This is a genomic window from Curvibacter gracilis ATCC BAA-807 (assembly GCF_000518645.1).
GTDB lineage: Bacteria > Pseudomonadota > Gammaproteobacteria > Burkholderiales > Burkholderiaceae_C > Curvibacter > Curvibacter gracilis.
Genome location: NZ_JADZ01000012.1, coordinates 1 through 24,688 on the forward strand (window position 1 = coordinate 1; position 24,688 = coordinate 24,688).

At 67.4% G+C, this 24,688-nt stretch carries 23 protein-coding genes; 19 read left to right on the forward strand and 4 right to left on the reverse strand.

Annotation, left to right across the window (positions count from 1 at the left end; translation table 11 throughout):
• From L880_RS0109660 to L880_RS0109680, 5 genes are all read left to right on the forward strand, one after another.
• Positions 1-561, forward strand: a 561-nt coding sequence (locus L880_RS0109660) for an electron transfer flavoprotein subunit beta/FixA family protein (RefSeq protein WP_027475506.1), incomplete at its 5' end; no start/stop codon positions are given.
• Positions 562-563: 2 nt separating this feature from the next.
• The gene (locus L880_RS0109665; protein ID WP_027475507.1) at positions 564-1,496 is read left to right on the forward strand and encodes an electron transfer flavoprotein subunit alpha/FixB family protein; all 933 of its coding nucleotides are present in this window, start codon (positions 564-566) and stop codon (positions 1,494-1,496) included.
• Positions 1,497-1,576: 80 nt separating this feature from the next.
• Positions 1,577-3,367, forward strand: a complete 1,791-nt coding sequence (locus L880_RS0109670; RefSeq protein ID WP_027475508.1) for an acyl-CoA dehydrogenase — start codon at positions 1,577-1,579, stop codon at positions 3,365-3,367.
• Between the two features lie 93 nt (positions 3,368-3,460).
• Positions 3,461-4,417 carry an NAD(P)H-dependent flavin oxidoreductase gene (locus L880_RS0109675; RefSeq protein WP_027475509.1) on the forward strand — a complete coding sequence of 319 codons (957 nt, stop codon included), beginning with the start codon at positions 3,461-3,463 and terminating at the stop codon, positions 4,415-4,417.
• A 124-nt stretch (positions 4,418-4,541) separates the two neighbouring features.
• Entirely contained in the window at positions 4,542-4,820 is a 279-nt protein-coding gene (locus L880_RS0109680) for a helix-turn-helix transcriptional regulator (protein WP_027475510.1), read from the forward strand.
• On the opposite strand, the gene L880_RS0109685 is transcribed toward L880_RS0109680, so the two are convergent.
• The gene (locus tag L880_RS0109685; RefSeq protein WP_027475511.1) at positions 4,811-5,413 is read right to left on the reverse strand and encodes a 2-hydroxychromene-2-carboxylate isomerase; all 603 of its coding nucleotides are present in this window, start codon (positions 5,411-5,413) and stop codon (positions 4,811-4,813) included. The genes L880_RS0109680 and L880_RS0109685 overlap by 10 nt on opposite strands.
• Before the next feature lie 180 nt (positions 5,414-5,593).
• Between L880_RS0109685 and L880_RS0109690 the strand changes: the two genes are divergently transcribed.
• The 13 genes from L880_RS0109690 (at position 5,594) to L880_RS32125 (ending at position 20,333) form a co-directional block, all read left to right on the forward strand.
• Positions 5,594-6,343: an SDR family oxidoreductase gene (locus tag L880_RS0109690; protein WP_043329125.1), complete on the forward strand. Its 750-nt coding sequence runs from the start codon at positions 5,594-5,596 to the stop codon at positions 6,341-6,343.
• A gap of 299 nt (positions 6,344-6,642) precedes the next feature.
• Positions 6,643-10,194 (forward strand): indolepyruvate ferredoxin oxidoreductase family protein, encoded by a 3,552-nt coding sequence (locus tag L880_RS0109695; RefSeq protein ID WP_027475513.1) that lies wholly within the window; start codon positions 6,643-6,645, stop codon positions 10,192-10,194.
• Between the two features lie 44 nt (positions 10,195-10,238).
• Entirely contained in the window at positions 10,239-10,676 is a 438-nt protein-coding gene (locus tag L880_RS0109700; RefSeq protein ID WP_027475514.1) for a MaoC family dehydratase, read from the forward strand.
• A 137-nt stretch (positions 10,677-10,813) separates the two neighbouring features.
• Positions 10,814-11,767 (forward strand): LysR substrate-binding domain-containing protein, encoded by a 954-nt coding sequence (locus tag L880_RS0109705; protein WP_019574344.1) that lies wholly within the window; start codon positions 10,814-10,816, stop codon positions 11,765-11,767.
• A 271-nt stretch (positions 11,768-12,038) separates the two neighbouring features.
• Positions 12,039-13,511 carry a 2-hydroxymuconic semialdehyde dehydrogenase gene (locus L880_RS0109710; RefSeq protein WP_027475515.1) on the forward strand — a complete coding sequence of 491 codons (1,473 nt, stop codon included), beginning with the start codon at positions 12,039-12,041 and terminating at the stop codon, positions 13,509-13,511.
• A gap of 2 nt (positions 13,512-13,513) precedes the next feature.
• Complete coding sequence (locus L880_RS0109715) at positions 13,514-13,915, forward strand: RidA family protein (protein WP_019574346.1); 402 nt, start codon at positions 13,514-13,516, stop codon at positions 13,913-13,915.
• Positions 13,912-14,709, forward strand: coding sequence for a 2-keto-4-pentenoate hydratase (locus L880_RS0109720; protein WP_043329130.1), 798 nt, complete (start codon positions 13,912-13,914; stop codon positions 14,707-14,709). Before L880_RS0109715 ends, L880_RS0109720 begins: the two co-directional genes overlap by 4 nt.
• Positions 14,710-14,757: 48 nt before the next feature.
• Positions 14,758-15,531, forward strand: coding sequence for a 2-keto-4-pentenoate hydratase (locus L880_RS0109725; protein ID WP_019574348.1), 774 nt, complete (start codon positions 14,758-14,760; stop codon positions 15,529-15,531).
• A 50-nt stretch (positions 15,532-15,581) separates the two neighbouring features.
• Positions 15,582-16,031, forward strand: a complete 450-nt coding sequence (locus tag L880_RS32120) for a RidA family protein (protein ID WP_043329132.1) — start codon at positions 15,582-15,584, stop codon at positions 16,029-16,031.
• Positions 16,024-16,608, forward strand: a complete 585-nt coding sequence (locus L880_RS0109735; protein WP_027475517.1) for a 3-hydroxyanthranilate 3,4-dioxygenase — start codon at positions 16,024-16,026, stop codon at positions 16,606-16,608. Before L880_RS32120 ends, L880_RS0109735 begins: the two co-directional genes overlap by 8 nt.
• Positions 16,605-17,597: an amidohydrolase family protein gene (locus L880_RS0109740; protein WP_027475518.1), complete on the forward strand. Its 993-nt coding sequence runs from the start codon at positions 16,605-16,607 to the stop codon at positions 17,595-17,597. The genes L880_RS0109735 and L880_RS0109740 overlap by 4 nt, the downstream gene beginning before the upstream one ends.
• Positions 17,598-17,709: 112 nt before the next feature.
• On the forward strand, positions 17,710-19,056 hold the full coding sequence (locus tag L880_RS0109745; protein ID WP_027475519.1) for an MFS transporter: 1,347 nt from the start codon (positions 17,710-17,712) through the stop codon (positions 19,054-19,056).
• Between the two features lie 83 nt (positions 19,057-19,139).
• Positions 19,140-20,333 carry a PA0069 family radical SAM protein gene (locus tag L880_RS32125; RefSeq protein ID WP_051443206.1) on the forward strand — a complete coding sequence of 398 codons (1,194 nt, stop codon included), beginning with the start codon at positions 19,140-19,142 and terminating at the stop codon, positions 20,331-20,333.
• 19 nt (positions 20,334-20,352) lie between these two features.
• Here the strand turns inward: L880_RS32125 and L880_RS0109755 are convergent, their stop codons facing one another.
• The 3 genes from L880_RS0109755 to L880_RS0109765 all read right to left on the reverse strand — a co-directional run bounded on the left by L880_RS0109755 (position 20,353) and on the right by L880_RS0109765 (position 23,387).
• Complete coding sequence (locus L880_RS0109755; RefSeq protein ID WP_169737745.1) at positions 20,353-21,345, reverse strand: MipA/OmpV family protein; 993 nt, start codon at positions 21,343-21,345, stop codon at positions 20,353-20,355.
• Positions 21,346-21,412: 67 nt separating this feature from the next.
• Positions 21,413-22,264, reverse strand: a complete 852-nt coding sequence (fghA, locus tag L880_RS0109760; RefSeq protein WP_027475521.1) for an S-formylglutathione hydrolase — start codon at positions 22,262-22,264, stop codon at positions 21,413-21,415.
• A gap of 16 nt (positions 22,265-22,280) precedes the next feature.
• Positions 22,281-23,387, reverse strand: a complete 1,107-nt coding sequence (locus L880_RS0109765) for an S-(hydroxymethyl)glutathione dehydrogenase/class III alcohol dehydrogenase (RefSeq protein WP_027475522.1) — start codon at positions 23,385-23,387, stop codon at positions 22,281-22,283.
• Between the two features lie 231 nt (positions 23,388-23,618).
• On the opposite strand from L880_RS0109765, the gene L880_RS0109770 reads away from it, so the two are divergent.
• Positions 23,619-24,617: a GlxA family transcriptional regulator gene (locus L880_RS0109770; protein ID WP_027475523.1), complete on the forward strand. Its 999-nt coding sequence runs from the start codon at positions 23,619-23,621 to the stop codon at positions 24,615-24,617.
• Positions 24,618-24,688: the final 71 nt, after the last annotated feature.

Sequence of the window (24,688 nt, forward strand, 5' to 3'; positions counted from 1 at the left end):
GCCCAGTGCCAGGAGACCCTGCGCACGGCCATGGCCATCGGTGCGGACCGGGCCATCCTGGTCGAAACCCCCGCCGACCTCGAACTGCAGCCCCTGGCCGTGGCCAAGCTGCTCAACGCGCTGGTGGCCAAGGAGCAACCGGGCCTGATCATCCTCGGCAAGCAAGCCATCGACGACGACGCCAACCAGACCGGCCAGATGCTGGCCGCCTTGGCCGACCTGCCCCAGGCCACCTTCGCCAGCAAGGTCGAAGTGGCCGGTGACAAGGTCAACGTCACACGAGAAATCGACGGCGGCCTGGAAACCCTGAGCCTGTCCATCCCCGCAGTCATCACCACCGACCTGCGCCTGAACGAGCCGCGTTATGTGACGCTGCCCAACATCATGAAGGCCAAGAAGAAGCCGCTGGAGACCGTCAAGCCCGAAGACCTCGGTGTGGACGTGGCCCCGCGCCTGAAGACCCTCAAGGTCAGCGAGCCCCCGAAGCGTGGCGCTGGCGTGAAGGTGGCCGATGTGGCCACCCTGGTGAACAAACTGAAAACTGAAGCCAAGGTGATCTGAACATGACCGCACTTGTTATTGCCGAACACGACAACCAAACCATCAAGGGCGCCACCCTGAACACCGTGACCGCCGCACTGCAAGCCGGTGGCGACGTACACGTGCTGGTCGCTGGCCACAACGCCGGTGCTGCTGCTGCCGCTGCCGCGCAAATTGCTGGCGTGAGCAAAGTGATCCACGCCGACAGCGAAGCCCTGGCCCACGGCCTGGCCGAGAACGTGGCCGCACAAGTCTTGGCCATTGCAGCCAACTACAGCCACATCGTGTTCCCCGCCACCGCCGGCGGCAAGAACGCCGCCCCGCGCGTGGCCGCCAAGCTGGACGTCGCGCAGATCAGCGAAATCAGCAAGGTCATCAGCGCCGACACCTTCGAGCGCCCGATCTACGCCGGCAACGCCATCGCCACCGTGCAAAGCGCCGACGCCACCAAGGTGATCACCGTGCGCACCACGGGCTTTGACGCCGCAGCGGCCACGGGCGGCAGCGCCGCGGTCGAAGCCATCGCCGCGCAGGCCGACAGCGGCAAGAGCGCTTTTGTGGGCAGCGAGATCGCCAAGAGCGACCGCCCCGAGCTGACGGCGGCCAAGATCATCGTCTCGGGTGGCCGGGCCCTGGGCAGCAGCGAGAAGTTCAACGAAGTGCTGACCCCCCTGGCCGACAAGCTGGGTGCGGCGCTGGGTGCCAGCCGTGCGGCGGTGGACGCGGGCTACGCGCCCAACGACTGGCAGGTGGGGCAGACGGGCAAGATCGTGGCGCCCAGCCTGTACGTGGCCTGCGGCATCAGTGGTGCGATCCAGCACCTGGCGGGCATGAAGGATTCGAAGGTGATCGTGGCGATCAACAAGGACCCCGAGGCGCCGATCTTCAGCGTGGCCGACTACGGCCTGGAGGCCGACCTGTTCGCGGCCGTGCCTGAGCTGATCGCGGCACTGTGAACTGAGGCGCAAGCCCCTTTCTGACAACAAGCCAAATGGGCATCGTTCGCGATGCCCTTTTCATATCCGGAGATGAACCCATGAGTTACACCGCCCCCCTGAAGGACATGCTGTTCAACATCGAACACCTGGCCAACATCGAACAAGTCTCGCAAATCCCCGGCTTCGAAGATGCCGGTCTGGAAACCGCCCAGGCCGTGCTGGAGGAGTGCGCCAAGCTCAACGAGGGTGTGATCGCCCCCTTGAACTGGGACGGTGACAAGAACCCCTCCAGCTGGAAGGACGGCGTGGTCACCACCACCCCGGGCTTCAAGGAGGCCTTCAAGCAGTACGCCGAAGGCGGCTGGCAAGGCCTGCAGCACCCGGTTGACTTTGGCGGCCAAGGCCTGCCCAAGACGATTGGCGCGGCCTGCACCGAGATCCTCAACTCGGCCAACATGAGCTTTGCCCTGTGCCCTCTGCTGACCGATGGCGCGATCGAAGCCTTGCTGACCGCAGGCAGCGACGAGCTCAAGGCCATCTACCTCGACAAGCTGGTGTCGGGCCAATGGACCGGCACCATGAACCTGACCGAGCCCCAGGCCGGCTCGGACCTGGCCCTGGTGCGCACCCGCGCCGAGCCGCTGCCCGATGGCAGCTACAAGATCTTCGGCACCAAGATCTTCATCACCTATGGTGAGCACGACATGGCCGAGAACATCGTGCACCTGGTGCTGGCCCGCGTGCAGGGCGCACCCGAGGGGGTGAAGGGCATCAGCCTGTTCGTGGTGCCCAAGTTCATGGTGAATGCCGATGGCTCGCTGGGGGCGCGCAACGACGTGCACTGCGTGAGCATCGAGCACAAGATGGGCATCAAGGCCAGCCCCACGGCCGTGCTGCAGTACGGCGACCACGGCGGCGCCATCGGCTACCTGGTGGGCCAGGAGAACCGCGGCCTGGAATACATGTTCATCATGATGAATGCGGCCCGCTATGCGGTGGGCATGCAGGGCATTGCGGTGGCCGAGCGCGCCTACCAGAAGGCCGTGCAATACGCCAAGGACCGCGTGCAAAGCCGCCCGGTGGACGGCAGCATCAACGCCAGCGCGGCCATCATCCACCACCCGGACGTGAAGCGCATGCTGATGACCATGCGCGCCTACACCGAAGGCTGCCGCGCCATGGCCAGCGTGGCTGCCGCCGCCTACGACGCGGCGCATCACCACCCCGATGCCGACACCCGCAAGGTGAACGCGGCCTTCTATGAGTTCATGGTGCCCCTGGTCAAGGGCTACAGCACCGAGATGAGCCTGGAGGTGACCTCGCTGGGCGTGCAGGTGCATGGCGGCATGGGCTTCATCGAAGAAACCGGCGCCGCCCAGTACTACCGCGACGCCAAGATCCTGACCATCTACGAAGGCACGACCGCCATCCAGGCCAATGACCTGGTGGGCCGCAAGACCGCCCGCGATGGCGGCCAGACGGCCAAGGGCATTGCCGCCCAGATCGAGCAGACCGAGGCCGCCTTGCTGGCCAGCGGCACCGACACCGCCGCCGTGGTGGCCAAGCGCCTGAAGGCGGCCCGCCAGGCCTTCCTGGACGTGGTCGACTTCGTGGCCGGCAACACCAAGGCCTCGCCCAACGCAGTGTTCGCCGGCTCCGTGCCCTACCTGATGCTGGCCGGCAATGTGGTGGCCGGCTGGCAACTGGCCCGCTCGCTGCTGGTGGCACAAGACCTCTTGGCCCAGGGGCAGGACGAAGCCTTCATGCGCAGCAAGATCAGCACCGCCCGCTTCTATGCCGACCACCTGCTGAGCAAGGCCCCCGGCCTGCGCGACAGCATTGTCGAAGGTGCCGACAGCGTGAACGCGCTGGCCCCGGAAGCCTTCTGATCGGGCAGGCCGCGCTGTCCCGAAACGGACAGTGTGGCCGCCCTCTCGCCCGTCAAAATCCGCGCAGACCCATCCCTCCTGGAGACAAACAACATGTCGAAACTGCCTCCGGCGCTCGCCAACCGGCCCTTCCCGGTCATCGGCTCGCCCCTGTTCATCATCAGCAACCCCAAGCTTGTCATCGAGCAGTGCAAGGCCGGCGTGATCGGTTCGATGCCCGCGCTCAATGCCCGCCCCGCTGCCCAACTGGACGAGTGGCTGGCCGAGATCACCGAGGCCCTGGCTGCCCACAACAAGGCCAACCCCGACAACCCGGCCGCCCCCTTTGCCATCAACCAGATCGTGCACAAGAGCAATGACCGCCTCGATCACGACATCGAGATGGTCATCAAGTACAAGGTGCCGGTGATCATCACTTCGCTGGGCGCCCGCACCGACGTGAACGAGGCCATCCACAGCTACGGTGGTGTGGTGCTGCACGACATCATCAACAACGCCTTCGCCCACAAGGCCATCGAAAAGGGCGCCGACGGCCTGATCGCGGTGGCCGCAGGCGCTGGCGGCCATGCCGGCACCAAGAGCCCGTTCGCCCTGATCCAGGAGATCCGCCAGTGGTTTGACGGCCCCTTGGCGCTGTCGGGTTCGATCGCCTCGGGCGGTGCCATCCTGGCCGCACAGGCCATGGGGGCCGATTTCGCCTACATGGGCTCGGCCTTCATCGCCACCGAAGAGGCGCGTGCGGCCGAGGGCTACAAGCAGGCCATCGTCGACGGCAACTCCGACGACATCGTCTACAGCAACCTGTTCACAGGCGTGCACGGCAACTACCTCAAGCCCAGCATCCGCGCAGCCGGCCTGGACCCCGACAACCTGCCCGAGAGCGACCCCAGCAAGATGAACTTCGGCGGCGACGCCAAGAAGGCCTGGAAGGACATCTGGGGCTGCGGCCAGGGCATTGGCGCCATCACCCAGGTGCAGAAGACCGCCGACCTGGTGGCCCAGCTCAAGCGCGAATACGCCGAAGCCAAGGCCCGCCTGCTGGCCGCCTGATCGCCCGCCGCAAGGCGCCGGTCCAGCCACCCGCTGCGGCGGGTTTTTTTGCGCCTGTGCTGCGCTCGCCGCGGCCCAGGCGGCACAATGCGCTCCCCCGTCCTGGAGTGCTGGAGCCTTCCCCATGAACCTGATTGCCGAACTGCAAGCCGCCCGCAAACGCCTGGGCCTCAAACAGCAGGAGCTGGCCGAGCGGGCCGGTCTGTCGCGCATGACGGTGCAACGCATCGAGTCCGGCGCCATCGACCCCCGTTTGAGCACGCTGGCCGAGATGGCCCGGGTGCTGGGGCTGGAGCTGGTGGCCGTGGCGGCCGCGCAGCCTGCACAACCCGATCAAGCTGCGCAGCCCGATCCGGCAGAGACCCCTGCTGCCAGCCCGGTGGCTGCAGGCGATCAGGCCTGAGATTCTTGCAAGGCGGCTCGGATGAAATCCAGCCGGTCCTGCCCGAAGAACATCTCATCACCCACAAAGCAGGTGGGGGCTCCGAACACGCCACGGCGCACGGCCTCGTCGGTGGTGTTTTTCAGTTGCGCCTTGACATCGGCATCCGAGCACCAGGCCAGCACCTGGTCTGCATCCAGGCCCACGCCCGTCAGCACCTTGCCCACCACCAGGGGGTCTCCGAGGTTCAGGCCCTGCACCCAGATCGCGTCAAACACGGCGGCCAGGTAGGTCTGCAGGCGATCGGGCTGGTGCATCCCAAAGCCGGTGGCGGCCCGCATGAGCATCAGGGTATTGATCGGGAAAAACGGGTTGCGCTGCAGCGGCACCCCATAGCGCCGGGCATGGCGCGCCAGGTCCTGGAACACATAGGCGCCCTTGGCGGGCACGGCCGCCGGTGAGGCGTTGCCGGTGGCCTGGAACACGCCGCCGAGCAGCATGGGGCGCCATGTCAGCTGGGCGCCGGTCTGCGCGGCCAGAGCGGGCAGTTGCGTCCAGGCCAGGTAGGACGCGGGGCTGCCCACGTCGAAAAAGAATTCCAGGGTGCGACCCATGATGTCTCCTCAGTCTTGTACGGCTCACCGTAGGCAGCCGCTGGCAGGGTGTCAAGGCGGCCATCCCTGAGGTTGCTGAACCTGGGTGACAGGGGGTGGCTTGCCTGCCAGGGGGGCTCGCAGGCAAGATCATCGGCCAGGCGGGCACCAGCGCACGCCCTCACCGACGGAGGCACGGGGATGACGCAGACACAGCAGACACAGCAGCCACGCGGCGTGGCCTTGGTGATCGGGGCAGGCGATGCCACGGGGGGCGCCATTGCGCGGCGCTTTGCCCGCGAGGGCTACATCAGCTGCGTCACGCGCCGCACGGCCGACAAGCTGCAGCCCCTGGTGGACGCCATCCGGGCTGAAGGCGGCCAGGCCCACGGCTACGCCAGCGACGCGCGCAAGGAGGACGAGGTGCAGGCCCTGTTCGAGCGCATCGAGGCCGAGCACGGACCCATCGAGGTGCTGGTGTTCAACATCGGCGCCAACGTGCCCTGCAGCGTGCTCGACGAGACGGCGCGCAAGTACTTCAAGATCTGGGAGATGGCCTGCTTCAGCGGCTTTCTGAACGCGCAGGCGGCGGCGCGGCGCATGGTGCAGCGCGGGCGCGGCACCATCCTGTTCACCGGGGCCACGGCGGCCCTGCGCGGTGCGGCGGGGTTCGCGGCCTTTGCGGGCGCCAAGCATGCGCTGCGGGCCCTGGCCCAGAGCATGGCGCGCGAGCTGGGCCCGCAAGGGATCCATGTGGCCCATGTGGTGGTCGACGGCGCCATCGACACCGAGTTCATCCGCAGCAACTTCCCCGAGCGCTACGCCCTGAAGGCGCAGGACGGCATCCTCAACCCCGAGCACATCGCCGACAACTACTGGCTGCTGCACCAGCAGCCGCGCGACGCCTGGACTTTCGAGCTGGACCTGCGGCCGTACATGGAACGCTGGTAGGCCAGGGGCACCCCCACACCCTTCTGACGGGGCTGGCGCACCGGGCGCGATGGCGTGCGCCGCCAGCTATTCACAACGGGCATACATCGCTCGGAGTTTTTCATTATTCAGGGCGCAAGGCCCTGGCTAAAGTGGCCGCGCACCGCTGCAGTCGGTCGTGCGGGCCTGCACGGACGTCCACAGCGGAGAGCTGTCGCCCGGGCCCCTCTCTTTGCATGAGCCCGGGGCAGCTTGGCTGTTCTGTCGGCCCCCGTGCCGATCCCATCCCTGTGTGCCTGTTCCATCTAGAGAGTCGATTCATGTCTGCGAAGCAAGACCCCAACAGCCCGTTCACCCGTGAAGAAGGCGTCGTTCACCTGGGGGGCATTGACGCCCTGGTGCGCCTGACGCTGGACCAGATCCGTACCGACCAGCGCCGTGGGCTGCGCACCGGCATGTTCGTGTCGGGCTACCGGGGCTCACCGGTCGGCATGCTGGATGCCGCCCTGATCAAGCGGCAGAAGCTGCTGCTGGAGCACAACATCCGCTTCGTCGACGGGCTCAATGAAGACCTGGCGGCCACGGCGGTCTGGGGCACCCAGATGCTGGGGGCGGTGGGCCAGCAGAAGTTCGATGGTGTCACCGGCCTGTGGTACGGCAAGGCCCCCGGGGTGGACCGCAGCGGCGACGCGCTCAAGCACGCCAACTACACCGGCATGGGCAAGAACGGCGGGGTGCTGGCGGTGGTGGGGGACGACCCCAGCTGCAAGTCGTCCTCCCTGCCCAGCCAGAGCGAGCCCATGCTGTTCCACCTGGGCATGCCTTCGCTGTACCCGGGCACGGTGCAGGAGATCCTGGACCTGGGGCTGCACGGCTACCAGATGTCGCGCCTGTCCGGGCTGTGGGTGGGCCTCAAGATGGTCACCAATGTGGCCGATGGCAGTGGCACGGCCCAGGTCTCGCCCGAGCGCCTGAACTTCGTGCAACCCGACCTCGAGTTCGAGGGTGTGCCCTTCACGCCGCGCATGAACCTGGGCATGAACGTGCGGGCCGAGGCCCTGGAGATGGAGCATTCGCTCTACACCCAACGCCTGGAACTGGCCAAGCGCTACGCCCGGGCCAACAAGCTCAACAACGTGGTGCTGCCCAACCGCGATGCCTGGCTGGGCATCATGACGGCGGGCAAGACCTACAACGACCTGATGCAGGCCCTGCGCGAGATGGGGCTGGACGAGGCCGCCTTGAAGCGGCACGGGGTGCGCATTCTCAAGATGGGCATGTTGTTCCCCATGGAGCCCACCATCGTGCGCGAGTTCGCCGAGGGCCTGGAAGAGCTGTTCGTGATCGAGGAAAAGCGCCCCTTCCTGGAGATGTTCGCCAAGAACGTGCTCTATGGCAGCGCGCGTGCGCCCCGCATCGTCGGCAAGCTCGATGAGCAGGAGCAGCCCTTGCTCCCGCCGGGCGGCGAGTTCGAATCCGATGTGATTGCCCGCGCCCTCTACAAGCGTCTGTCACAGAAGGCCCGCATCGAATCGGCCGAAGCCTGGCTGCAGCGCCTGGACGCCATCCACCTGCGCGAAGACCCTGCCACCGCAGGCCGCACCGCCTGGTTCTGCTCGGGCTGCCCGCACAACAGTTCCACCGTGGCCCCCGACGGCAGTGTGGTGTCGGCAGGCATCGGCTGCCACACCATGGCGATGTGGATGGACCGCAACGTGGTCATGGGCACCCACATGGGGGCCGAAGGGGCTCAGTGGATCGGCATGGCGCCCTTCACCGAGGTGCCGCACATCTTCCAGAACATGGGCGACGGCACCTACTTCCACTCCGGCAGCCTGGCCCTGCGTTACACCGTGTCGGCCGGTGTCAACATCACCTACAAGCTGCTCTACAACGCCCACACCTCCATGACCGGCGGGCAGGACATCCAGGGCAGTCACCCGGTGGCCAATGTGGTGTCCGAACTGCTGGCCAACGGGGTCAGCAAGGTGCTGATCACCACCGATGACCCCGCCAAGTACAGCGGCGTTGGCTTGGCCGGCGGCACCGAGGTCTGGCACCGCGATCGCCTGGATGAGGCCCAGCGTGCGCTGGCCGCCGTGCCGGGCACCACCGTGCTGATCCACGACCAGGAGTGCGCCGCCGAACTGCGCCGCCTGCGTGGCCGTGGCCAGCGGCCTGAACCGGCCCAGAGCGTGGTCATCAACGAGCGGGTGTGCGAAGGCTGTGGCGACTGTGGCGAGCAGTCCAACTGCATGAGCGTGGAGCCCATCGAGACCGAGTTCGGCCGCAAGACGCGCATCCACCAGGGCTCATGCAACAAGGATTTCTCCTGTGTCGACGGCTTCTGCCCCTCGTTCCTGACCGTCACGCCGGCCCCCGAAGCGGCGGGCGCCGCACCCGTGAAGAAAAAGAAGAAGGGCCGCATCCCCGCCATGGAGCATGCCTTGCCCGAACCCGAGCTCAAGGTGCGGGGCGACTTCGGTGTGCACATCATGGGCATCGGCGGTACGGGTTCGGTCACCGTGGCCTCCACCATCGCCAACGCGGCCCGCATCGAGGGCAAGCATGTGATCGGGCTGGACCAGACCGGCCTGGCGCAAAAGGGCGGGGCCGTGATCTCGGACCTGAAGATCACCGCTGCACCGTTCCATGGCGCCAACAAGATCACCGATGGCTGTGCCGATCTGTACCTGGGCTTTGACATCCTGAACGCCACCGACCCCAAGAACCTGGACAAGTGCCATCCCGAGGTCACGGTGGCGGTGGTCTCCACCACCCGCACGCCCACCGGGCAGATGGTGTCCGACCGCCATGTCCAGTTCCCCGAGCTGGAGCCCCTGATGCAAGGCATCCAGCGCGTCAGCCGTGCGGCCGACAACGTCTTCCTGGACGGCCAGGGCCTGGCCGAAGGCCTGTTTGCCGACAGCATGGCCACCAACATCTTCATGGTGGGGGTGGCCTACCAGGCCGGTGCCTTGCCCTTGGCGGCGGCCTCGATCGAGGCCGCCATCGTGCAGGCCGGCGTGGCCGTCGACATGGGCCTGGCCGCCTTCCGTTGGGGCCGTCTGGCCGTGAGCCGGCGCGATCTGGTCGAGGCCGAGATCGCGCGCCTCAACCCCGTGGCGGCGGCGGGCAGCGTGGTCACCTTGCACCGCCCGGTGCGCCTGAGCGCCGCGGCCCAGAAGATGGTCGATGCCTGTGGCGCCGATGGCGAGTTGTTGCGCCTGCTGCAGCGCCGCGTGCCCGACCTGATCGACTACCAGAACGAGGCCTATGCGCGCCGTTACGCCCAGTTCGTGCGCCAGGTGGCCGACATGGAACGCCACGCCTTGCCGGGCAGCACCCTGGTGTCGGAGGCGGTGGCCCGCAACCTCTACAAGCTCATGGCCTACAAGGACGAGTACGAGGTGGCCCGTCTGCACACCGCGCCCGAGTTCCTGACCCGGCTGGAGTCCGAGTTCAAGCCCGGCCACCGCCTGCAGTTCCACCTGGCGCCGCCGCTGCTGTCCAAGCGCGACCCGGTGACGGGCCACCTGATCAAGCGTGCCTACGGCCCCTGGGTGCTGACGGCCTTCAAGTGGCTGGCCCGCTGCAAGGGCCTGCGCGGTGGCGCGCTGGACGTCTTTGGCAAGACCGAGGAGCGGCGCCAGGAGCGCCAGGCGATCGAAGACTACTGCCGGCTGATGACGGATGTGCTGAGCCGCCTGCGCCGGGACAACTTCGACACGGCCTTGAAGCTGGCCCAGTTGCCCGATGGCATCCGGGGTTACGGGCATGTGAAGCACCGCAACCTCGAAGTCGCCCGCGCAGAACAGGCGCGCCTGCTCAATGAGTTCAACCGACCCGCACCGCTGCGCCGCGCCGCCTGAAGGGCACCTTGCCCCTTTCATTTCATCTTCATCAAAAGCGATCCATGAACGACCTCCAAGGCCATGATTTCGAAGACCTGCAAGCCGGCATGAGTGCCAGCTTTGCCAAGACCATCACCGAGGCCGACATCGTGCTGTTTGCCGGCGCCTCGGGCGACAACAACGCCATGCACATCAACGAGGAGTTCGCCAGCGCCACGCCCTTCAAGGGGCGCATCGCGCACGGCATGCTCACCGCCAGCGTGATCTCGGCTGCGATCGCCGGCAAGCTGCCCGGGCCGGGCACGGTCTACCTCTCGCAAAGCCTGCGTTTCAAGGCCCCGGTGCACCCTGGCGACACGGTCAAGGCCACCGTGACTGTCAAGGAACTGTTTCCTGAGAAACGACGGGTGAGCTTGACCACCGTCTGCACGGTCGCCGGCAAGGTGGTCATCGAGGGCGAGGCGCTGGTCATGCCCACGGCGCGGCAGCAGCCCGCCTGATGGTCAGGGTGTAGCAGGGGGCGGGGCCCCCTGCATTTGCTTACCTGACGAAGCCCGTAACACCTCTACGCTGCGGGGCCACTGCGCCGCAGTGTGTCTGTCTTTTCCGGACAGATCCATTCAAGAGGTCATGCACGATGCGGAACTTCAAACAATCGCGCCTCTCACTGGCGCGCTCACTCAAACTCTCCCAACTGGTGGTCTTCGAGGCGGTGGTGTCGGCCGGCTCGATCCTGGCCGCCTCGCGCGAGCTGGCCCTGACCCAGCCTGCCGTCAGCAAGTCGCTGCACGAGCTGGAGCGCTACCTGGACCAGGATCTGTTCGTGCGCAGCAAGAAGGGTGTGGCGCTGACGGAGTTCGGCCGCCTGTTCGAGCGCCACGCCCGCACCATGCTGCTGGAGCTGCGTTGCCTGTCCGATGGGCTCAACGCCTGGCAGATGGGGGTCTCGGGCCATGTGGTGGTGGGCACCTTGATCACCGCCTCAGCGGTGCTGGTGCCCGAGGCCATCCACCGCCTGCACGAGGCGGCACCCGACGTGGAGGTCGAGGTGCGGGTGGGCACCCACAGCACGCTTTTCCCGGCGCTGACCCGGGGCGATCTGGATGTGGTGGTGGGCTACCTGCCGCGCGACAACGAGCCCATGCCGGGCTTGGTGCAGCCCGACCGTCTGCACCATCAGATGCTTTACGACGAGGCGCTGTGCGTGGTGGTTGACCGTCGGCACCCGCTGGCGGCGCGCCAAGGCCTCAGCCTGCGCGAGTTGCACGACCAGGAGTGGATATTGCCCACCCCCGATTCGGTGGCCTACAGCGCAGCCTGCGCCATGTTCGACAGCGAGAAGCTGCCCCTGCCGGCGCGGGTGGTGTATTCGGTCTCGGTGCTCACCAACATGGGCTTGCTGCGCCGCCGGCCCATGGTGGCCTTGATGCCGCACCTGGCGGCCCAGCGCTTCGAAGAGTCGGGGCTGCTGTCGCGGCTCTCGCTGGGGCCGCTGGAGGCCTTTGCCGCGGTGGGCTACAGCGTCTCATCGCATCGGCAGCCCAGTGCGGCCTGTCAGCGCTTCATCGAGGCCTTGCGCGACTCGGTCTGAGCACGCGTCGGCCCATCTTGCGGCCTTCTCAGGCCTTGCCGGCGCGTGACAGCCGCCGGCCACCTGTTCCCCTCATGTCTTCGATCGGGTCGGTCTGCGTCCACCGGCCTGCGCAGGCCGCAGGCCGTGCGGCCCGCATCCGGTGTGGGGCGGGTTTTCCGCTATTCCCGGACGCTATAGATCGCGCCTTTGTTTTCATTATCCAAAGCGCGGCCCGCTCCCTACAGTGCCTCCCAGTTTCACGTCGGAGGTTTCTTTGTCCTACCCATTCATGCTGCCAGCCTCGCTGGCCTCCCTGCGCAATTACGTCGATGGCGAGTTCGTCTCCACCGAGCGGCAGTTCGACAACATCAGCCCTTTGCATGGGCGCCTGCTGGGCCGGGTCCATGAAGCCGATGCGGCCCTGGTCGACCGCGCGGTGCAGGCGGCCCGCAAGGCCTTGGAGGGCCCCTGGGGTCGCAGCACGGTGGACGAGCGTGCTGCCTGGCTGCACAAGGTGGCCGACGTCATCGAGCGCCGCTTCGATGAGTTCGTCGCCGCCGAGGTCGCCGACACCGGCCGCCCCGTGACCCAGGCCCGCAACCTGGATGTGTTCCGCGCCATCGCCAACCTGCGCACCTTCGCCGATCTGGGCAAGGTGGCCCATGGGGAATGCTTTGAAAGCCGCACGGCCCAGGGCGAGGCCCTGCTCAACTACACCGTGCGCAAGCCGCTGGGCGTGGTGGCCAGCATCTCGCCCTGGAACCTGCCCATCCTGTCGATGACCTGGAAGGCGGCCCCCGCCCTGATCTGCGGCAACACCCTGGTCGTCAAGCCGTCCGAGGAAACCCCTTCTTCGGCCACCCTGCTGGCCGAGGCCTTCCATGAGGCCGGTGTGCCCCCCGGCGTGTTCAACCTCGTGCATGGCTTTGGTGCCAACTCGGCCGGGGCCGCCATGTCAGCCCACCCGGGCATTGACGGCATCACCTTCACCGGCGAATCGCGCACCGGCTCGACCATCATGAAGGCCGTGGCCGACGGCGTGAAAGAGGTGTCCTTCGAGCTGGGTGGCAAGAACGCCGCCATCGTGTTCGCCGACTGCGATTTCGATGCAGCGGTGGAGGGCGTGTTGCGCTCGTCCTTCGCCAACACCGGCCAGGTCTGCCTGTGCTCCGAGCGGGTGTATGTCGAGCGGCCGATCTTCGAGCGCTTCGTGCAGGCCTTGAAGGCCGGGGCCGAGAAGCTGCGCATCGGCTACCCCGACGAACCCGGTGTGGACATGGGCTCGCTGATCTCGCACAAGCACCGTGCCAAGGTGCTCTCGTACTTCAAGCTTGCCGTGGAGGAGGGCGCCACCGTGGTCACGGGTGGCGGCATTCCCCACTTCGGCGATGAACGCGACGACGGTGCCTTCATCCAGCCCACCATCTGGACCGGTCTGCCCGACACGGCGCGCTGCGTGCGCGAAGAGGTGTTCGGCCCGGTGTGCCACATCGCACCCTTCGACACCGAGGAAGAAGTGGTGCGCCGCGCCAACGACTCCAACTACGGGCTGGCCGGCACCCTCTGGACCACCAACCTGCAGCGTGCCCACCGCGTGGCGCGCCAGTTCGACACCGGCATCGTCTGGGTCAACACCTGGTATGTGCGGGATCTGCGCACGCCCTTCGGCGGCACCAAGCTGTCGGGCCTGGGGCGTGAGGGCGGTCGCTGGTCGCTCGACTTCTACTCCGAGGTCAGCAACATCTGCATCAAGGTGGGCTGAGCATGCAGCGGCACAACCTCAGCTCGCCACGCCTGGCAGCACCGCGCTTTCGCTACACACCTTGCGTCAAGGTGGGGCCGCTGGCCTGGCTGTCGGGCATGGTGGCCCTGGACCCCGCCACCGGCCAACTGGTGCCCGGTGGCGTGGGCCCCCAGACCCAGCGCATCTTCGACAACCTGGCGCTGGCCTTGCCCGATTACGGGCTGCACATGGCTGACCTGTGCATGGCCCGTCTCTACACCACGGTGTTCGAGGAGTTCGGCGCCATCAACGAAGTCTGGGAGCGTCAGTTCGCCAGCCTCACGCCCCCAGCCCGCACGGCCGTGGGGGTCACCCACCTGCCCCTCGGGGCCCTGGTGGAAATCGAATTCTGTTTTTACCCCGCCTCAGGAGCGTTGTCGTGAATCCCACATTGAAAGCTGTTGCGGACCTGCTCTGGTCCGCTGAACAAACCGGTGAGGCCGTGGCCCCGGTGCGAGAGCAAATCGAGCAGGGCGCCCAGGGGGGCGATGTGCTGCAAGCGGCCTACCTGGTGCAGCAGGACCTGACCCAACGCCGCCTGGACGCCGGTGGGCGATTGGTGGGGCGCAAGATCGGCCTGACCTCGGTGGCGGTGCAACGCCAGCTGGGCGTGGACTCGCCCGACTTCGGCGCCCTGTTTGCCGACATGGCGGTGGGTGACGGCGAAGAGATCGCCTGGTCACGCCTGCAGCAACCCAAGATCGAAGCCGAGATCGCCCTGGTGCTGGGCCGTGACCTGACGCACAGCCGCCACACGGTGGCCGACCTGATCAGCGCCACCGCCTACGCCTTGCCGGCGCTCGAAGTGGTGGGCAGCCGCATCCGCAACTGGGACATCCGGCTGGCCGACACGGTGGCCGACAACGCCTCATCCAGTCTGTTCGTGCTGGGCACCCGGCCCGTGAAGCTGAGCCGCCTGGAGCTGGCCGACTGCGGCATGATGATGGAGCGCCGCGGCGATCAGGTGTCGGTGGGCGCCGGCTCGGCTTGCCTGGGCAACCCGCTCAATGCCGCCGTCTGGCTGGCCAACGTCATGGCCCGCCTGGGCACGCCCTTGCGCGCTGGCGACGTGCTCATGACCGGTGCGCTCGGGCCCATGGTGCCGGTGCAGCGCGGCGATGTGTTCACGGCGCACATCGAAGGCCTGGGCTCGATCCGCGCCGTGTTCGAGCGATGAGCACGGCCCACCAAGCCCACCCCAGCCCCCCGAATTCAGAGAACCGACATGACAAAAATCGACAGCTTTGCCGCCGTGCTGGATGACGCGGCCCACCACGCACATGATGTGCAGCAATTCCCAGCCGGGCAGTTCGACCTCGACCAGGCCTACGCCATCCAGCGGGCTTCGATCGAGCGCCGGGTGGCGCGCGGCGAGCACCGCATCGGCATCAAGCTCGGCTTCACCAGCCGCGCCAAGATGGTCCAGATGGGCGTGGACAACCTGATCTGGGGTTGGCTCACCAACACCATGATGGACGAAGACGGCGGTGTGGTGGACCTGAAGCGCTTCATCCACCCCCGCGTGGAGCCCGAGGTCTGCTTCGTCACCCGCCGCACCATCGATGCTCCCCTGACCGCACTCGAGGCCGTGGACTACCTCGACGCCGTGGCCCCGGCCATGGAGATCATCGATTCGCGCTACCGCAACTTCAAGTTCACCCTGGAGGACGTGGTGGCCGACAACTGCTCATCGGCCGGCCTGGTGGTGGGGCCCTGGAGCCGTGATTTCTCCGGCCTGCCCAATGCCGGGGTGCGCATGCAGTTCGACGGTCGCGATGTGCAGGTGGGTTCCACCGCCGCCATCCTGGGGCACCCGTTGCGCTCCATCGTGCAGGCCTCGCGCCTGCTGCACCAGGCGGGCCTGAGCCTGCCCCCGGGCTCTCTGATCATGGCCGGTGCCGCCACCGCAGCCGAGGCCCTGACGCCCGGCCTGCACGTGCAGTGCCGCATCGGCAGTGGCGCGAGCGCGCTGGGGCAGGTGGCTTTCAGCACACGCTGACAGCGGTCGGCAGACCCATCCAGAACAACAGACTCACAGGAGACAAGCACATGAGTTCAGGCGCACAGGTCGTGGCCGGCAAGGCCACACCGCGAGGACGCTTTCCCCACCTCAAGCGGGCAGGTGATTTCATCTACGTGTCGGGCACCAGCTCACGCCGTCCCGACAACAGTTTTGAGGGTGTCCAGGTCGACCCGATGGGGGTCACGGCGCTGGACATCCTGGCCCAGACCCGGGCCGTGATCGAGAACATCCGCGACATCCTGAAAAGTGTCGGGGCCGGCCTGGCAGACGTGGTCGAGACCCAGGTGTTCCTCGTGAACATGAACGATTTCGGTGGCTTCAATGAAGTCTGGGCCGAGTATTTCGACTACGACGGGCCCACCCGCACCACCGTCGCAGTGCACCAGTTGCCACACCCGCACCTGCTCATCGAGATCAAGGCCGTGGCCTATCACCCCAGTGCCCCACAACAACCCAAGGAGACCCAAGATGTTTGAATTGAAGTACGGCATGCCCCTGAACTTTGGCCAATGGCTGGGTGAGCACAATCACCTGCTGCGCCCCCCGGTGGGCAATGCGCAGATCTGGCCCGATTCCGATTTCATGGTGACCGTGGTGGCCGGCCCCAACGAGCGCAGCGATTTTCATGACGACCCGGTGGAGGAGTTCTTCTACCAGTTCAAGGGCAATGCCTTCATCATCATCTGGGACCGCGACCGCTATGAGCGTGTCACCCTCAACGAGGGCGATGTGTTCCTGATGCCCCCGCACACGCTGCACTCGCCGCAGCGCCCCGATCCGGAAAGCCGCTGCCTGGTGGTGGAGCGGCGCCGCCCCGCGGGCGAACCCGATGCCCTGCAGTGGGGCTGCGCCGCCTGCGGCACCCTGATCAAGCGCTACGAGATGCAGCTGCAGAGCATCGTGGCCGACCTGCCGCCGGTGTATGAGCAGTTCTACGCCACCTCCGATGCCGAGCGCGTGTGCCCGAAATGTGGTCTGCAGCACCCGGGCCGTGATTTCAAGGCCTGGCACAGCGACATCGCCAAGTCGTCTCACGCGAGGGTCTACGCATGATCGACATGCACTCTCACTTCTTCCCGCCGATCAGCGCCGAGCAGGCCCGCGCCATGGCGCCCGAGCGGGCCCCCTGGCTGGCGGTCGACGCGGGCGGCAGCACCGGGCAGATCATGCTGGGTGAGAAGCCCTTCCGCCCGGTCTACCAGGCCTTGTGGGACCCGGGCTACCGGGTGCAGGAGCTGGACCAGCAGGGCATTGCCACCCAGCTCGTCTGTGCCACCCCGGTCATGTTCGGCTACGCCTGGCAGGCGCAGCGGGCGGCCGACTGGGCAGCGCGCATGAACGACATGGCGCTGGCCTTCTGCGCACCGCACCCGACCCGCCTGAAGGCGCTGGCCCAGGTGCCCCTGCAAGACCTGGAGGCGGCCTGCGCGGAGGCCTCGCGTGCCATGCAGGCCGGCTGCGTGGGCATTCAGATCGGCAACCACCTGGGGGACAAGGACCTGGACGACGAGCAATTGGTCGAGTTCCTGATCCATTGTGCCGAACAGGACATCCCGGTGCTGGTGCACCCCTGGGACATGATGGGGGGCGACAAACGCATGCAGAAATGGATGCTGCCCTGGCTGGTGGCCATGCCGGCAGAAACCCAGCTGGGCATGCTCTCGCTGATCATGTCAGGCGCCATGGAGCGCATTCCCGAATCGCTGAAGATCTGCTTTGCCCATGGCGGCGGCAATTTCGCCTACGGCCTGGGCCGGGTCGACAACGCCTGGGAGCACCGTGACATCGTGCGCAAGGATTGCCCGCGCAAGCCCTCGGAGTACGCACGCCGCTTTCACGTCGACAGCGTGGTGTTCAACCCGGGCGCCTTGCGCCTGCTGGTCGATGTGATGGGGGCGGACCGCGTGATGCTGGGCTCGGATTACCCCTTCCCCCTGGGCGAGCAGGACATCGGCAGCCTGGTGCGCGGGGTGGACTTCCTCACCCCCGCGCAGCGTCAAGGCATCCTGCGCGACAACGCCCAGGCTTTCTTCAAGCTGTGATGGTGGCCAGGCCAGGCGCCGCCTGAAGCGGCAGTGCCTGGCCGAGGGTCCCAAGCTCCGATCTTCATCCCTCCAGGCCAACCCGCGGGCCTGGCCTGTCCAAGGAACCATCTTGTCCAAGTTGCCCACCCTCGATCTTGTCGAGGTCATCGAGCAGTCGCCGCTCGGCTTTCGCCGGCTGGTGATCTTCTTCCTGATCTTTCTTTTCATCACCATCGAAGGTTTTGACACCGCCGCCATCGGCTTTCTGGTGCCTTCGATGGCCAAGGCCTTTCAACTGAGCAGCACCGAGGTGTCCGGCCTGTTTGCCGCCGGCATGGGCGGGTTGCTGCTCAGCTCCTTTGTGGGCGGCATGCTGTGCGATGTGTATGGCCGCAAACGGGTCAGCGTGATCAGCGTGCTGATCTTCGGCGTGGCCTGCATCGGCGTCGCCCTGTCCAAGGGCTACACCGAACTCATGCTGTGGCGCTTTGCCACCGGTGCCGGCATCGGTGCGGCCCTGCCGGCCTTGTCCACCCTGTGTGCTGAACTGACCCCGGCGCGCTCGCGCTCGACCATCCTGGCCATTGTCTTCAGCGGCTTTCTCACCGGCTCGGTGCTGGCCGGCCTGATCACCGGCGCCTACCTGCACCAGGTGGGCTGGGAGGGCATCATGCTCATCGGCGGGGTGGTGCCGATTGCCATGATCGTGTTGCTGGCGGCCTGGATGCCCGAGTCGCCGCGTTACATGGCCTTGCGCCCGCAACGGGCGGCCGGGGTGCCTGCCGCCATGGACAGGCTGTTTCCGGGGCGTGAGTTCCGCCGCACGGCCTTTGTCAGCCATGAGAACCCCCAGGCCGGCCCCAAGGCCCGGGTGACCGAGTTGTTCCGGGGGCGTTATGCGGCCGTCACGCTGGCGCTGTGGGGCATGAACTTCACCGTGCTGCTGAGCTTCTACACCATCGCCAGCTGGCTGCCTTCGCTGTTGCACCTGGGGGGCATCGATCCGGCCCAGGCCTCGAAGCTGGCCTCGAGTTTCCAGATCGGCGCCTTGATCGGTTCGGTGAGCACGGCGCTGGCCTTGCGCCGCCTGCGGCCCGCCGTCTGGTTGGGCTCGGTGTTCGTCCTGGGAGGCCTGACCCCCTGGTTGCTGACGGCGGCCGTGGGCACGCCGTGGTTCGTGCCGGTGACGCTGTTGAGCGGCTTTTGCGTGGCCGGGCCGGTGGTGGGCCTGCAGGCCGTGGCGGCCTCGGTCTACCCGACCTACATGCGCGGCGCCGGTGTGGGCTGGGCCGCCACGCTGTCTCGCGTGGGCTCGCTGACCGGGGCCAGCATGGTGGGCATCATGATCAGCGGCGGCCTGGCCATGCCCGACATCTTCCGGCTGATGCTGGTGCCGATGCTGCTGGCGGCGGCCTGTGCCTGGTTTCTGCAGCGGGGCATGAGCGGGCCGGTGAACATGGGGGCGGGCGGGCATTGAGCTGAACCCCTGCCCGCACCCGGGCTGACCGTCCGCGCGGGCTTTCCGATACACTGTATGAAAATACAGTCATCGGAGCCCCCATGGACGACTTCAGCCCGCCCCCCATCGTGCCCAGGCCTGTGCAGGTGCTGAAGGGTCGGGGCGTGTCCAGTGCGGTGGCGCACCGCTTCAGCAAGGACCAGCGCGAGTGGGCGGACGATGGCTGGGCAAGTACCGAGGGGGGCGAGGGGGCCGAGGCCGATCCCGCACGGCCGGCCACCCAGGTGATCACCGAGTCCGCGCGCAGCGCGCTGAGCCGCAACGATTCGCCCGACATCGCTTTTGACCAGGCGATCAACCCCTACCGGGGTTGCGAGCATGGCTGCAGCTACTGCTATGCGCGGCCCACCCACAGCTACCTGGGGTACTCGCCGGGCCTGGATTTCGAGACCAAGATCGTGGCCAAGCACAACCTGCCTGAGTTGCTGGAGCAGGCCTTGTCGCGGCCCACCTACCAGGCCCGCATGACCAACCTGGGCTCGGCCACCGACTGCTACCAGCCGGTGGAGCGCGAGCTGCGCCTGACGCGGCGCGTGATCGAGGTCTTGCAGCGGCACCAGCACCCGTTCTCGCTGATCACCAAGGCCAGCCTGGTCGAGCGCGACCTGGACCTGTTGGCGCCGATGGCGCGCCAAGGCCTGGTGGCGGTGTACGTGACCATCACCACCTTGGACGCCGAGCTGGCGCGCCGCCTGGAGCCCCGGGCCGCCTCGCCGCAGCGGCGCCTGCGCACCATCCGCACCCTGGCCGAGGCGGGCGTGCCCGTGGGGGTGAGCGTGGCGCCGCAGATCCCCTTTCTCAACGAAGACATGGAGCAGGTGCTGACGGCGGCCGCCGAGGCCGGTGCCCGTTCGGCCTTTTACACCGTGCTGCGCCTGCCCTGGGAGCTGCGCGAGGTGCTCACCGAATGGCTTCAGCAGCACTACCCCGATCGCGCCGCCCGCGTGCTGGCCCGCTTGCGCGACCACCGTGGCGGGCAGGATTCGGCGGGCGATTTCTCCACCCGCATGAAGGGCCAGGGCCTGTGGGGCGATCTACTGAGCCAGCGCTTTGCGCGCGCCTGCGCCCGCCTGGGGCTGAACCGAGACAGGGTGGAGCTGGACCTGTCGCACTTCATGCACGACCCCGAGCAGGCCTTGCGCCAACCCGGCTTGTTTGACGATGAGCCGCTGCCGACGCCGCGTCGGGTGGCCGGCACCGTGCTCGATGTGTGTGCCGAGCGGCCCCGGTACTGAGGCGCTGGGGTGTCTCCGCTCAGCGGTAGCGGTAGGCCACGCCCAGGTTGGCAGAGACGCCGTTGGGGCGCTCCGTCAGCGGGCTGGCACGTGCCGGGCCGCGCAATTGGGTGCCCCCCACGCCGCCATACACCAGCCATTGCGGTGTGAGGGCGCTGGTGAAGCTGATACCGATCGAGCGGCTGTAGAAGCCGGCCCCGGCCTGGTAGGCGGGCAGTGACGAGGCCCCGGCGGGCACCCCGTAGTGGCTGTTCATGTAGGTGCCATTCCCCCAACTGGTGCCTCCGCCAAGCACCAAACGGGTGCGTGGAGTGACTTGCCAGGTGTAGCTGAGCGAGGTGTCGACCTGGCTGCCGGCGTCGCGGCCCAGCAGATCCTGCGTCAGGCCTGTGCCCACGGCCCAGCCATAGCCCAGCGCCAGGCCCAGGCCCAGCCGCCCCGTGATGGTGCGTCGCACATCGGGCAGGCCACTCAGGCGCGGGTCGTCGGAGGCGCTGCGCCCATTGTCAAAACCCAGCGAGGCATTGAGCTGCAGGTCGCGCAGGCTCAGCAGGGTGGCGGTGGCGCCGGATCCGCCCATTTCGGCGCCGTAGCCCAGCAAGGCGTTGGCCCCGCCGGTGCTGAGCTTGAAGCGCCCGTACGACACCAGCCAGACCGGGCTGATGCGGTGCCGGTTGCCGGCCGCCCCCGAATAGTTGGGGCTGCTGCGCAGGCCGGCCCCCAGCAGGTAGCTGAGGCGGGGTTCGGGCGGCTCAAAGCCCACGCCGGGTGTGCGGGCCTCACCGGCCAGGGTGGGGGTGGCCGAAGAGGGGGCTGGCGCAGCATCGGAGGCGGCCAGACGCAGGTCCAGGGGCTGGGCCGAGCTGGCCACCGGGGTGAGTTCGTCGGCCAGCGTCGACAAGGGCCCCAAGCCCATCAGGAGGGCCAGCAGGGCGCCTGCACGCCACGGAGCGGGCGCAAACAAACGGTGGGAAGGGGCAGGGAGGGGGCTGAACGGTTGTTCCAAGCGCATGAGCCGCATTATGGAGGCCGGCTCGGCCGGCCTCCTGTCTTGCGTCAAACCCCGGTGTGCGGTCGCCTCAGGCGCACAGCGTGGCGGCGTGGTGGCGCAGGTGGTCTTCGATCACGCTGCTCACAAAGTAGTAGCCGTGGTCATAGCCTTCATGTCGGCGCAGTTGCAGGCCCTGGCCGACCTGGGCGCAGGCCGCTTCGAACAGGTGGGGGTGCAGTTGTTCGGCCAGAAAGTTGTCGGCCAGGCCCTGGTCGATCAGGATGTTCTGCGGCAGCAGCGGGGCCTGACGGGCGCTCATCAGTTCGGTGGCGTCGTGGCCGGACCAGTGCTGCCGGTCCGGGCCCAGGTAGCCGGTGAAGGCCTTCTCGCCCCAGGGGCAGCGTGTGGGGGCGCAGATGGGGGCCAGGGCCGACAGCGAGCGGAAGCGCCCCGGGTGGCGCAGCGCCAGGGTCAGGGCGCCATGCCCGCCCATCGAATGGCCGGTGATGCCCACGCGCGTCACGTCCAGCCCCTGCAGGGTGCCCAGCAAGGGCAGTAGTTCGTCGAGCAGGTAGCTTTCCATGCGCCAGTGGGTGGCCCATGGCGCCTGGGTGGCGTCGAGGTAGAAGCCAGCCCCGACCCCGAAATCCCAGGCCTCGGCCTCGCCCGGCACACCCGCGCCGCGCGGGCTGGTGTCGGGCGTGACCAGGGCCAGGCCCAGTTCGGCGGCCACGCGCTGGGCGCCGGCCTTGATCATGAAGGTCTCTTCGGTGCAGGTCAGCCCTGCCAGGTAGAGCAGCACCGGCACCGGGCCGGCCTCGGCCTGGGGCGGCAGGTAGACCGAAAAGCGCATCGGCAGGCCGATGGTGCTGGAGGCATGGCGGTGGTAGCGCTGCACGCCGCCGAAGCAGCGGTGCTGGCTGAGGGTTTCCAAGGTCATGGTGGGCTCGGGAGACTCAGTAGAGGACCACGCCGCGGATCGACTCGCCGCGCTTCATCAGGTCAAAACCCTTGTTGATGTCTTCCAGCGGCATGGTGTGGGTGATCAGGTCGTCGATGTTGATCTTGCCCTCCATGTACCAGTCGACGATCTTGGGCACGTCGGTGCGGCCGCGGGCGCCGCCGAAGGCCGAGCCTTCCCACTTGCGGCCGGTGACCAACTGGAAGGGGCGGGTGCTGATCTCGGCGCCGGCCTCGGCCACGCCGATGATGATGCTGCGGCCCCAGCCCTTGTGCGTGCATTCCAGGGCCTGGCGCATGACCTGGGTGTTGCCGATGCATTCGAAGCTGTAGTCTGCACCGCCATCGGTCAGTTGAACAATGGCATCGACCACGTTCTCGACTTCCTTGGGGTTGATGAAGTGGGTCATGCCGAACTGGCGGGCCATCTCCTGGCGGGCCGGGTTGATGTCGACGCCGATGATCTTGTCGGCGCCCACCATCTTGGCGCCCTGGATCACATTCAGGCCGATGCCGCCCAGACCGAACACCACCACATTGGCGCCGGCCTCGACCTTGGCCGTGAAGATCACGGCACCGATGCCGGTGGTGACGCCGCAACCGATGTAGCAGACCTTGTCGAAGGGCGCATCTTCGCGGATCTTGGCCAGCGAGATCTCGGGGGCCACGGTGTAGTTGCTGAAGGTGCTGGTGCCCATGTAGTGGAAGATGGGCTTGCCGTCCAGGCTGAAGCGGCTGGTGGCGTCGGGCATCAGGCCCTTGCCCTGGGTGCCGCGGATCAGCTGGCACAGATTGGTCTTGCGTGACAGGCAGAACTTGCACTGGCGGCATTCGGGGGTGTAGAGCGGGATCACGTGGTCACCCTTCTTGAGGGTGGTCACGCCCGGGCCCACATCGACCACAATGCCGGCGCCCTCATGGCCCAGGATGGCCGGGAAGATGCCTTCGGGGTCGGCGCCCGACAGGGTGTAGTAGTCGGTGTGGCAGATGCCGGTGGCCTTGATCTCGACCAGCACTTCGCCAAACTTGGGGCCTTGCAGGTCAACGGTTTCGATGGTGAGGGGCTGGCCAGCTTGCCAGGCGACGGCGGCACGCGTTTTCATGGGGGGCTCCGGGGGGATGTCAGAAAGAAGAGGGGTCTGGTGGCGCACTCTACCGAACTCGGCCCCTGTTGCGGGGGCCGGGGTGGAAGTGCCGCACAATTTGGCCGCTGCCATCGCTAGATTGGCCGTCGGCCATCTTCAGGGGCGGTGGTGGCGAGGCGTGCCTGCGTCCCGTGCCTTCCCTTTCAAGCTGTTCTGACCTGTTTCGACCTTTTCACGTGTTTGTTGCCCATGTCATCCCTGCCCGCTTCGCCCCCTTTCACCGTGGACATCGTCGTCTACCCCGGCTTCAAGGCGCTGGAGGCCGTGGGGCCGCTGTCGGTCTTTGACTACGCCAACCTGCACCTGGCCCGGCGTGGGCTGGGGCCGGGTTACCAGGTGTCGGTGGTGGCCGAGCAGACGGGCCTGGTGCGCTCGGACACCGTCATGGCCCTGGAGGCCACGCGACAGGCCGGTGCGGGCCCGGCGCCTGATGTGGCCCTGATCGTGGGCTCGCGCCACATCGAGCAGGCGCTGGAGGCCTCGCCCGGTCTGGTGGCCTGGGCGGCCCGCACGGCCCCCCAGGTGGGGCGCATGGTGGCCTTGTGTTCGGGTTGCTTCTTTCTGGCAGCGGCCGGCCTGCTGGATGGGCGGCCCGCAGCCACCCACTGGAGCGTGACCGAGTTGCTGCGCCAGCGCTTTCCCAGGGTGCAGGTCGACCCCGATGCGATCTATGTGCGCAGCGGCAAGTTCTGGACCTCGGCCGGGGTGACGGCCGGCATCGATCTGGCCCTGGCCCTGGTCGAAGAAGATTTTGGCCATGCCCTGGCCCTGGAGGTGGCGCGCGATCTGGTGATGTACCTCAAGCGCCCGGGCGGGCAGTCGCAGTTCAGCGTGCACCTGGCCAGCCAGGCCACGCGCCACCCGGGCATCCGCGAGGTGCAGGCCTGGGTGCTGTCGCACCTGGATCAGCCCATCACCCTGGCGGCGCTGGCCTCGCAGGCCGCGATGAGCGAGCGCAACTTCCGGCGTGTGTTTGCGCAGGAGTGCGGACAGAGCCCGTCCGAGTTCATCGAGACCGCGCGCCTGGAAGGGGCCCGGCGCTTGCTGGAGGAGGGCGCCGGCCTGCCGGTCAAGGCCGTGGCGGCGCGCGTGGGTTTCCAGTCGGAGCAGGCGCTGCGGGCCTTGTTCATCCGCCGGCTGGGCGTCACCCCCCAGGCCTACCGCGAGCGCTTTGGCGAGGCCCCATGAAAAAAGCCCGCCAGGGTGGCGGGCTTGGGCAGGCTTGAGGCCTTCAGGCACGGGCCACGCGGGTGGCCTGT

Coding starts and splice junctions, on each gene's coding strand:
- L880_RS0109700 (WP_027475514.1), top strand. CDS start 10,239: ATGAACGACCTCCAAGGCCATGATTTCGAAGACCTGCAAGCCGGCATG.
- L880_RS0109690 (WP_043329125.1), top strand. CDS start 5,594: ATGACGCAGACACAGCAGACACAGCAGCCACGCGGCGTGGCCTTGGTG.
- L880_RS32120 (WP_043329132.1), top strand. CDS start 15,582: ATGAGTTCAGGCGCACAGGTCGTGGCCGGCAAGGCCACACCGCGAGGA.
- L880_RS0109675 (WP_027475509.1), top strand. CDS start 3,461: ATGTCGAAACTGCCTCCGGCGCTCGCCAACCGGCCCTTCCCGGTCATC.
- L880_RS0109685 (WP_027475511.1), bottom strand. CDS start 5,413: ATGGGTCGCACCCTGGAATTCTTTTTCGACGTGGGCAGCCCCGCGTCC.
- L880_RS0109740 (WP_027475518.1), top strand. CDS start 16,605: ATGATCGACATGCACTCTCACTTCTTCCCGCCGATCAGCGCCGAGCAG.
- L880_RS0109710 (WP_027475515.1), top strand. CDS start 12,039: ATGCTGCCAGCCTCGCTGGCCTCCCTGCGCAATTACGTCGATGGCGAG.
- L880_RS0109765 (WP_027475522.1), bottom strand. CDS start 23,387: ATGAAAACGCGTGCCGCCGTCGCCTGGCAAGCTGGCCAGCCCCTCACC.
- L880_RS0109665 (WP_027475507.1), top strand. CDS start 564: ATGACCGCACTTGTTATTGCCGAACACGACAACCAAACCATCAAGGGC.
- L880_RS0109680 (WP_027475510.1), top strand. CDS start 4,542: ATGAACCTGATTGCCGAACTGCAAGCCGCCCGCAAACGCCTGGGCCTC.
- L880_RS0109770 (WP_027475523.1), top strand. CDS start 23,619: ATGTCATCCCTGCCCGCTTCGCCCCCTTTCACCGTGGACATCGTCGTC.
- L880_RS0109755 (WP_169737745.1), bottom strand. CDS start 21,345: ATGCGCTTGGAACAACCGTTCAGCCCCCTCCCTGCCCCTTCCCACCGT.
- L880_RS0109695 (WP_027475513.1), top strand. CDS start 6,643: ATGTCTGCGAAGCAAGACCCCAACAGCCCGTTCACCCGTGAAGAAGGC.
- L880_RS0109705 (WP_019574344.1), top strand. CDS start 10,814: ATGCGGAACTTCAAACAATCGCGCCTCTCACTGGCGCGCTCACTCAAA.
- fghA (WP_027475521.1), bottom strand. CDS start 22,264: ATGACCTTGGAAACCCTCAGCCAGCACCGCTGCTTCGGCGGCGTGCAG.
- L880_RS0109735 (WP_027475517.1), top strand. CDS start 16,024: ATGTTTGAATTGAAGTACGGCATGCCCCTGAACTTTGGCCAATGGCTG.
- L880_RS0109715 (WP_019574346.1), top strand. CDS start 13,514: ATGCAGCGGCACAACCTCAGCTCGCCACGCCTGGCAGCACCGCGCTTT.
- L880_RS0109670 (WP_027475508.1), top strand. CDS start 1,577: ATGAGTTACACCGCCCCCCTGAAGGACATGCTGTTCAACATCGAACAC.
- L880_RS32125 (WP_051443206.1), top strand. CDS start 19,140: ATGGACGACTTCAGCCCGCCCCCCATCGTGCCCAGGCCTGTGCAGGTG.
- L880_RS0109725 (WP_019574348.1), top strand. CDS start 14,758: ATGACAAAAATCGACAGCTTTGCCGCCGTGCTGGATGACGCGGCCCAC.